Source organism: Candidatus Burkholderia verschuerenii (assembly GCF_001189365.1).
Lineage (GTDB): Bacteria > Pseudomonadota > Gammaproteobacteria > Burkholderiales > Burkholderiaceae > Caballeronia > Caballeronia verschuerenii.
The window spans coordinates 1-8,329 of record NZ_LFJJ01000233.1 but is presented as its reverse complement, the minus strand read 5'-3'; the positions used below and the strand labels follow the sequence as shown (position 1 = coordinate 8,329).

At 62.6% G+C, this 8,329-nt stretch carries 7 protein-coding genes; 4 read left to right on the top strand and 3 right to left on the bottom strand.

Annotation, left to right across the window (positions count from 1 at the left end; all coding sequences use genetic code 11):
- Window positions 1-816: 816 nt before the first annotated feature.
- Window positions 817-1,125, top strand: coding sequence for a DUF736 domain-containing protein (locus tag BVER_RS25985; RefSeq protein WP_050455713.1), 309 nt, complete (start codon window positions 817-819; stop codon window positions 1,123-1,125).
- 140 nt (window positions 1,126-1,265) lie between these two features.
- On the opposite strand, the gene BVER_RS25980 is transcribed toward BVER_RS25985, so the two are convergent.
- From BVER_RS25980 to BVER_RS25975, 3 genes are all read right to left on the bottom strand, one after another.
- A complete protein-coding gene (locus tag BVER_RS25980; RefSeq protein WP_198155377.1) occupies window positions 1,266-3,869 on the bottom strand; it encodes a DEAD/DEAH box helicase in 2,604 nt (867 codons plus the stop codon).
- Window positions 3,833-4,516, bottom strand: coding sequence for a hypothetical protein (locus BVER_RS32910; RefSeq protein WP_198155375.1), 684 nt, complete (start codon window positions 4,514-4,516; stop codon window positions 3,833-3,835). The genes BVER_RS25980 and BVER_RS32910 overlap by 37 nt, the downstream gene beginning before the upstream one ends.
- A gap of 555 nt (window positions 4,517-5,071) precedes the next feature.
- Window positions 5,072-5,362 (bottom strand): helix-turn-helix domain-containing protein, encoded by a 291-nt coding sequence (locus tag BVER_RS25975; protein ID WP_050455712.1) that lies wholly within the window; start codon window positions 5,360-5,362, stop codon window positions 5,072-5,074.
- Window positions 5,363-6,032: 670 nt separating this feature from the next.
- Here BVER_RS25975 and BVER_RS25970 point away from each other — a divergent pair.
- From BVER_RS25970 to BVER_RS25960, 3 genes are all read left to right on the top strand, one after another.
- Window positions 6,033-6,791, top strand: a complete 759-nt coding sequence (locus BVER_RS25970) for a DUF7011 domain-containing protein (RefSeq protein WP_050455711.1) — start codon at window positions 6,033-6,035, stop codon at window positions 6,789-6,791.
- A 123-nt stretch (window positions 6,792-6,914) separates the two neighbouring features.
- Entirely contained in the window at window positions 6,915-7,199 is a 285-nt protein-coding gene (locus BVER_RS25965) for a helix-turn-helix transcriptional regulator (RefSeq protein ID WP_050455714.1), read from the top strand.
- Window positions 7,200-7,225: 26 nt separating this feature from the next.
- The gene (locus tag BVER_RS25960; RefSeq protein ID WP_050455710.1) at window positions 7,226-8,071 is read left to right on the top strand and encodes a replication initiator protein A; all 846 of its coding nucleotides are present in this window, start codon (window positions 7,226-7,228) and stop codon (window positions 8,069-8,071) included.
- Window positions 8,072-8,329: the final 258 nt, after the last annotated feature.

The following is an 8,329-nucleotide window of genomic DNA, read 5'->3' as shown; positions in this document are numbered from 1 at the left end:
CGAGCCCGCATCCCCGAAAACGATAAAGGGTGGCGAGGCCGAACGGGAGTTGTACGTCGGCCTCGCCACAGATTAGCGGAACAAACCGGCATCGGATCGATCTGTCCCGCCGCCATCACGATCCAAGGGGGAAGTTATGGGTCGAATGGCGATCGCCCGTGTCCCATCTGCCCTCATCTTTTTGAAGGCCGGGATTCTACGTATGTCAGCGGCCGTTGAAACGCAAAGCATGACCCTACGCCCCCAAAACCGATGAACAATGCGGCCCAACTACGCTTTTCGTCGCTGCAACGAGTTGTCAGGACGCTTGTCCTGCTCGACGCTATCCGCTGATCGTTTCGCAGGTGTCGGGGGAGCGATGTGGAGATGTTGGTCCGATCGCGCCTGGGCCGCTTGCATATTCGCGTCTCACATACGCTGCCTTCTCCGCATCTGACACCGCGTCGGGATGCGCGCCTGGCCGTCGTCGAATGTTGACCTCGCTCACCACCATCAGGGGCGAACCGGTGAGGTACTCCCCGGGGACATGCCGAGTTGGCCACCTCTCCTTTCGGGAAGCTGGTCACTCCCATGCGTCCTTTGATCGTTGTGCATCCTGGCGGGGGCGCGGCTGCGCCTCGGGCTTATGCCTGCAACCTTGCGGCGCGCATCATTTCCCCGCCGCTGCGCGGCTTCCTCGCGAGACAAATGATGCGCGTCTCCAGGTCCTTCACTGCGTTTCGGCCGCACGCGGTGCAGTCAGCCCGTCCCCCGCCGGGCGGATCACAACAAGGACGCACCGGCGCGACCTTGTCCAACCCGAAAGGAGAACGCATCATGGCTAACATCGGCACTTTCACCGCGCAGAACGATGGCTTCACCGGCACCCTGACGCTCAACGTCAAGGTCAAGTTCGTCCCCAACGACAAGGAAAGCGAAAACGCCCCCGACTTCCGCCTTCAGGCCTCCGGTGGCTACGATATCGGCGCGGCATGGCGCAAGGTCAGCAAGGCCGATCGAGCCTATCTCTCCGTGACACTCGATGACCCGAGCTTCCCCTCGACGGTCTACGCCCGCCTCATCGAAGCCGAGAACGGCACCTACGACCTGATCTGGTCGCGCAGCCGCCCCCAGCAGGCCGATTGACGTCGGCCCCGGCGTCCCGCCCAACGCGGCGGGACGCCAAAAATGCTTATCGCAGTCTCAGGCAGGTTCTGACAACTCTGATGCCAATTTGGGCATTGCAGATATGAAAGCATTCCTAAACCGGCGCGACGCTAGCTGTCTTAAGGAGTAGATGCCCTGCGACCATCTAGCGGCGATGATGGGTTTGTTCGTATATCAGCGGTAAGAAACTGCTCCGGCAACAGGTCCATGACATCGCAAAACAAAGCGCGCTCCTGCCAGTCACTACGGTCGCCGATCACATAAAGGCGCCGCTTCGCACGCGTGGCCGCCACGTTCAGAAGGTTGGGCTCGGACACCGCCCAGTTCCGTGCGCCGCTATTATCGGAACTGGCGCCCAGCACGAGGATGACCACAGCCGACTCCTTGCCCTGCATCGTGTGTATCGTGCCATGCACCATCCGGCGGGGCAGCATCCGATTGAGGCGCTGCACGACGGCGCGAAACGGGGTGATGACGCTGATTTCATCCGGTTTTACTCCGTCAGCGCGCAGCATCTGCAACAGGTCCCGCAACGCCTCGCCTTCGGCCGGCACCCAATTGTCCTCTGACGGACCAGGCGCATCGATCCAACCGGTGTCCAGGCGCGCAAGTGTATCCTTGGTCGGGGCGGGCGGGATCGTGCCGTAGACCATCGTCCCGTCATAGGCGATGCGATTGGCGAGTGCATACATGGGCCGATCGCAGCGGCGATGTACGACCAGCGGCAGGCCGACCCACGTCTTGCCTCCGGCAGGGCCTGCCAATCGCCCCCATGGTGTCGCCTCATCCGCCAGGGTTTGCGCCGACTGGCGATTGGGAAGCCAATGTGAGTCGACATGGTAACGGGTGCGCATATGTTCCAGCACCGCGTCGGAGACCGTCATGATCGGCTTGAGTTGCAATGGATCGCCGACGAAAACCGCGCGGCGCGATCGCCACAGCGCACCGACTGCCGCTTGCGGCGTAGCCTGACCTGTTTCGTCCACCAGGAGCCAGCCGATTTCGCCGTTCATGAGCGTGGCGAACGAGCGCGAGAACGACGCGAACGTGCTGCTGAGCACTGGGACCACCATGAAAAGCGAGGCCCAAGCGGAGCGGACGGCATCGCGGGACATGCCTTGCATGCGTGTCCCGGTCAAAAGAGCGTTGACCAGAAACAGGTTGGTGCGCAACCGCAAGGGCTCCAATTCGAAAAATGTCCGATGGAGCTTGAGCGCTTGCAAGAAGACATGCGCCCGAGTCTGCCGCCAACCTTCAATCCGCCAGGGCTCCGCCAACTCGATGGCGTCACCACGTCCGATCACGCCGTCCTCCAACCAGGCGAGCAGATGGTGCGCCTGATAGGTCCTGGCCAAGTCAGACGCGTCGTGGCGCAGGCTTTCGCGGTGGCGGTATAGTTGCGCCAACTCCTTGCGCATCGCATCGGCCCGCCGCTCAAGGTCTCCTTGAGCAGCGGCGATCTGTTCGTTGACGCGTGCGAGCCGATCGAATTCGAATTGCGCCAACGCGCGTTGCTGCTCCAACACGGCGTGTTTCTCATTCCAGCGACGCTGCGTTTGCCAGAGGCTGAGCAGATTGCTCCACAGAACCGGCCGCGCATCGAGATGCTGTGAGAGTGCCATCAGACGGGTTTCGAGCGCGTGACGTGCCGCCTGGGTATCCTGAACGGCCTGCCCCAAAAGTTGCCTGCGATGCTCGGCCAGTTGCTGCTCCAGTGCGCCTAACGTCGCCTGTGCGCTTTCCGTCCGATAGTCGATCCCGCCCAAGTCCTGCATGACTGCCCGAATTCGGCGCGCTCCTTCGCTCGCCTGCCGGGCTGCGAGTTTGGCGGCATTGTATTCGGCCACTGCGTTGCGCCACCGCCTCTGACGCTGTTCCGGGTTTCGTTCGCTATTTGCCTGCGCTTGCATGCCGAGCCAGCCCAAAAAGCCGCGCGGGCCCGCCTCATCCTCATTTTCCGTGCCATCAGAAACGACGGTGGATTCTTGATCGTCCTGATTGCCTTCGCCGCTCTCCATCGCTTCTTCTTCATCGGCCGTCAGCCACGAGAAAGACGCGGATTCGTTATCTTCGGCGACCGGGGAATCGGATGCCTCGGGCGTTCCCGGCTTGGGCTTGCCTTTTCGTTTGCGTGGTGTGTGTCCGTAGAAATAGCGGTTTACGAATGCAGTGCGCCGGGATTTGCTTCCCAAGGCGCCGGAGACCATGCCCCAAGCTGGCTTGCCCGTCGTCAGTTCGCCCAGTTCCGCAAAATATTCGCCTTCCGGAAGCCAAGTTTCATCGACCTTGTCCCGTTGAGGCAACTCCAGCGTGACATTTTCGACCGCGCCATTATTCGACGACGCCACCACGATTTCGAAACCATATAGAGCGGGATCAAGCTTGAAGCCGGCTTGTTCAACTCCGCCGTCGTTGGCGACTTCGCGGCCATCCTTCAAAAAAACATCCGATGCACGCCGTAATCCGGCCAGCACATCGGCACGTTGCGTCACAATGGCGGCAATCAAGTCGCGCAAAAGTGTGGTTTTGCCGGTGCCCGGTGGTCCGTTTATACCAAGCAGCCCTTCGCTTTTGCCGAGCGTGGCCAAAATCGTGTTCACGGCGATTTGTTGGGAATGAACCAAGCCGAGATGCTTTTCACTCGGCCAACAGCCATCCGCATAGGAATCCGGCATCAGCCGCTCGATCAGCGCACCGGAGGCGGCATCATCGTCCGCATGCAACCGCGCGGCCGGATCGTGTGTCGTTTGAGGTACTGGTCCAGTGCTCGGCTGTTGACGCCCTGGCCGATGCGTTCGGCGACCAACGCCAGGTCACCCAGCAGGAAGCTGTTCAGCGGATCATCTTCCTGTTCTGGCTTGTCATTGCGGACCGGTTGCGATCGGAAGCGCAACTTCGGATCGGCCGCTCCCACGAAGAACTCCTCTACGCCGATCGTCTGCAAAACCCATCGCGTGAACGCCCGCAGATCCTCGCCTGACACTGGGCCGCTAAACATCGCCTTGACCTGCTCGTTCAAACCGCGTTGCTCATTCTCGAAACCGGTGGTCCAGTCCTGACCGGTCAGCACTCTGCCGAGGAACCAGGCTTCGCTGGAGAGCACGAAACTGTCCTCCACGAGTCGTCCCTGCATATCAAACTTGAGGGCGAACAGGGCGGATTCGCGAAATTGCGGTTCGCGGTAGCCTTGATCGGCCCCGAAGGTGGCCTCAAGTCGTTTGGCGATGCGCCGGCTGTCGTACAGATGGGCGTAGAGCGTGTGACTCCAGACCCGCTTGGGCAGGAGTGTCTCTCGGGCAAGAGGACTAGCAGGATGCCAGGGCGGGATCGCACGTTGGACCGGCGTGTCACAATAGAATGCATCGTGCACGGTGTTGTGTGTTGTGCCGTGTGCGTTTGGGCGCGGCCTGCGGTTGGAGCAGTTCGATAGACTGCCAGTAGCGGACAATGTTCTCCTGACTCATCACAGACCTATATACTTAAACGTCGCCCTGCGCCTGCGCCTGGAATGGCACGGGACCGCGACGGGATAGCACGTCACTGGGCGTCATGCCGAGCGACGATGACGGGAGATGATCATACGCCCGGGGGAACTGGCGTGCGCCAGAGGGTAGCAAGTGGTTTGCGGTACCAGAAAGCACGGGTGGGCAGCCGCTCTGGCGGCTTTGAAAGCTGGTCGCATCCATGCGTCCGTCGATCCTGGCGGGGGCGCTGCTAGGCGTGGCAGCTACGCCTCGCCCGGTGGTTGCGCCATATTGGCACCGCATGGCGCAAGGTCGGCAAGACCGAGCGGGCTTGTCTTTGATGACCCACGACCTGATCTGGTCGCGCAGCCGCCCCCAGCAGGCCGATTGACGTCGGCCCCGGCGTCTCGCCCAACGCGGCGGGACGCATCGGCGGCGGACCTCCCCGCCGAGCGCTGCGCCTATGGCGCGCCATGTCCAAGAAGCGACGCGAGTTCCTGACGCACCTGCGCGAGAAGCGCTTCGGCCTCGCGCGTGCTGTCGCCGGCATAGGCCAGCGTCAACAACGTCAGCGGATGCACCTCCATCACTTCACACAGTTCGCTCAACTTGTGCAGCGTCGGGTTCTTCAGATTGCGCTCCAGCAAGCTCATATAGGTTCGGCTCGACACGTCCGAGAAGGCTTCCTGGCTCAGGCCACGTGCCTTTCTGATGGTTCGGATCGCTGTCGCCAATGCGTCGGTCGCTGCCACCTATCGTTTCCTTGCAAAAACCAGAATGACAACCGTTGCGCACTATAGGGCTACAAACTATAGTGCGCACGATATGCGAATTTCCGTATTTCCACATTTGCCCAAATACGTATCGCCAGTTTGGCTCAAAACCGAAATACCGTCTCCGTGCCTTTTATGACTTGCACGGTTGCGCCTCTGTGGTTTCCCACAAAGCCGGCTTTGTCGGTTCGCGCCTCCGTGCGTTTGTGCAAAGGCACGCATCCGCTTTTTCACGATCGTGGCTCTGCGGCAAAACGCATCCGGGGATCAGCGGTCTTGCGGAGATGCGGGTGATGAGCGCACGGCTGGTCATCGACTGATCGAACGTGCATTATGACTTTCTCGGCTAGAGGCGAGGCCGTGATGGTCTGAATGCAGATTGTTGCCACGAACAGGTAGCGGCCGGATCGAACGCGAGATGATCCGCGAGGGCATGTCCGGCAGGCTATTCGATGCTGCGCCCCAAATCCCTTGGTGTGCAGCCGTCGCAATTCGGACGATCGACGCCATGCTTCGGAGCCCATCGGCCTTGCCGCGCTTTATCATCGCTTAAGTGTATGCCGGTCTGATGGCGCTTCGATGTCGCCGTCCGCCGCAGCGTCCCGCTTCGGAATCCGTAGCGACGTTCCCTCTGAACGGGAGGTCCGCCATGACCGGTCGACGCATCGCTGCGTGGTATCCGAGCGCTGCCTATCTCTACATCCTGCATCTCGACGCCCCGGGACTGGCCTGGGAATATCTGCGCCGTCATCCCGACTACCGCGATGACTGGCGCAACCGGCGGCACCGCCCCGACGCGGCGCACCGCTGGGGCCTCAGACTGTTCGAGGACCCGATCCGGGATGCGCGCGACGCGCATCCCATGTGGTTCCCCGATCCTGACGCGGTGCTACAACTTTATCCGGACGCCGACCCGCCGCCTGGGGCAGAGGCCTTCGCGTTCTGGCGCCTCCCCGGTCACAAGCAACTCGTGCATGACGGCAAGCGCCTCGTGCTCACCGCGACCTGGCCCGGCTGCTGCGTGCGGCTTGCGCTCGCGCCGGACCTCGCCGAGGGCATGGCCTATCTCTACGCGATACGCGCCTGCGCCTCGCCCTGCACGCGCTACCAGACGCTCGCCACCGAGCTGGACAAGCTGGCGGGGGTGGACGGCCTCGCACCAGCAGCCGTCGCCCGGTCGCAACCCACCGCCACCGCGTTGCTCGACATGCACACCGTGCAGGCGCTCGACGCGACGCTTGCCGGTTTCCCGGCGCGCGCGATCGCCGAAGGGCTTTTCGGAACAGAGACGTTCGAGGCCCACTGGCACAGCGATAGCGGCTTGCGTTCGCGTGTGCGCCGCCTGATCCGGCGCGGACGTGCACTGATGCGCGGCGGCTATCGCGGCCTCATCTACCCCGATCGATGAGAGAGGGGGTCGTTCTGGTCGCGCCGTGGAACGACCCTTCGCGCAACGCCTCGCTTTCCTGACACTGCCTCCATCCGGCCGCGCTCGTGCGGTCGGCGATGGCAACCGATGGAGGCCGACCCGATGCGCCCCGCACCTTTCCGACCCGCTGCCGCTGTCCCGGATACGTTCGCGCAACCGCCGCGCTACCTCACCAATGACGAAGCCGCCGCCTATCTGCGCCTGTCGCCCCGCACGCTCGAAAAGCAGCGGGTGATCGGCGGTGGCCCGAAGTTCCGCAAGTTCGGCCGGCGCGTCATGTACGCCGCCGCCGATCTCGACGCCTGGGCGGACCAGCGCAGCTACGAGGCGATGTCCGATCCCGAATATGCCGAACGCCACGCAGGTGACTATCGTGATGGCCGCTGATCGCGTGCGCACCGGGGAGCCGGATCATGGTCGCGCGCAGGGAACATGGGTCGCGCGATCGCGAGCAACTCGATCTGTTCCGCGCGCTGCCGGGCGACATGGCGCCGCGCGACAGCCAGGACCTGATGGCCTATCCGTTCTTCTCCCTGGCGAAGTCGCGGCGCACGGCGCCGATCGACTTTCGCCACGGCAATGTCACGATCCGTGTCGAGGGAACGGCCGAGCACGGCATCGCCACGATCTGGGATGCGGACATCCTGATCTGGGCCACGTCCCAAATCGTCGAGGCGAAGGACGCAGGGCTCCCCACCTCGCGGCTGATGCGCGCCACGCCCTACGAGATCCTGCGCTTCATCGGACGTGGTACGTCGCTGCGGGACTATCAGCGCCTCAAGGCGGCGCTGGATCGCCTGCAATCGACCACGGTGGCCACCTCCATCCGCGAGACCACCGGACGACGCCTGCACCGCTTCTCGTGGATCAACGAATGGAAGGAACGGGCCGACACCCGTGGCGTCCCGCTGGGCATCGAGCTGATCCTGCCCGACTGGTTCTATGCCGGCGTGCTCGACGCTGCCCTGGTCCTGACCATCGACCCGGCTTATTTCCGGCTGACGGGCGGTATCGAGCGATGGCTCTACCGTCTGGTGCGCAAGCATGGCGGCCGGCAGGATCATGGCTGGCAGTTCGACTTCCGGCATCTCCACCGGAAGTCCGGCAGCACCGCGAAGCCGTCCGATTTCGCCTGCGACCTGCGCGCGCTTGCCGCGCGGCAGTCGCTGCCTGGCTATGTGCTCGGTATCGAGCGCAGGCCCGACACGGGAGTGGAATGGCTGACGTTCCGGCCCGTGCCGCAGACGGCACGGGGATAAGTTGTGGACAAGCTGTGAATGGCCTCGTGCTATCAGGCAGGCGTACCCAGTATCGTGCTATCAGGCGTGCGAAACGCCTGAAAACTCCATCGCAATAAAGACTTGCGCAGCCCTTAACGTATCTAACTCAATATCGAGTCGGCCCTTCAGAATTAGTCGAAGTCAAGGGTGGCAAGGGGCCGCCGGAAGATCGTGTTTCCCAGAACTCCCAGAAGCAATATTGATCTGAATGGTTTCCTGGGAGTTTGGAACTTCGCC

Bases quoted from the DNA above. Each gene is read 5' to 3' on its own strand.
- BVER_RS25985 (WP_050455713.1), top strand. From the start codon at position 817: ATGGCTAACATCGGCACTTTCACCGCGCAGAACGATGGCTTCACCGGC.
- BVER_RS25970 (WP_050455711.1), top strand. From the start codon at position 6,033: ATGACCGGTCGACGCATCGCTGCGTGGTATCCGAGCGCTGCCTATCTC.
- BVER_RS25960 (WP_050455710.1), top strand. From the start codon at position 7,226: ATGGTCGCGCGCAGGGAACATGGGTCGCGCGATCGCGAGCAACTCGAT.
- BVER_RS25965 (WP_050455714.1), top strand. From the start codon at position 6,915: ATGCGCCCCGCACCTTTCCGACCCGCTGCCGCTGTCCCGGATACGTTC.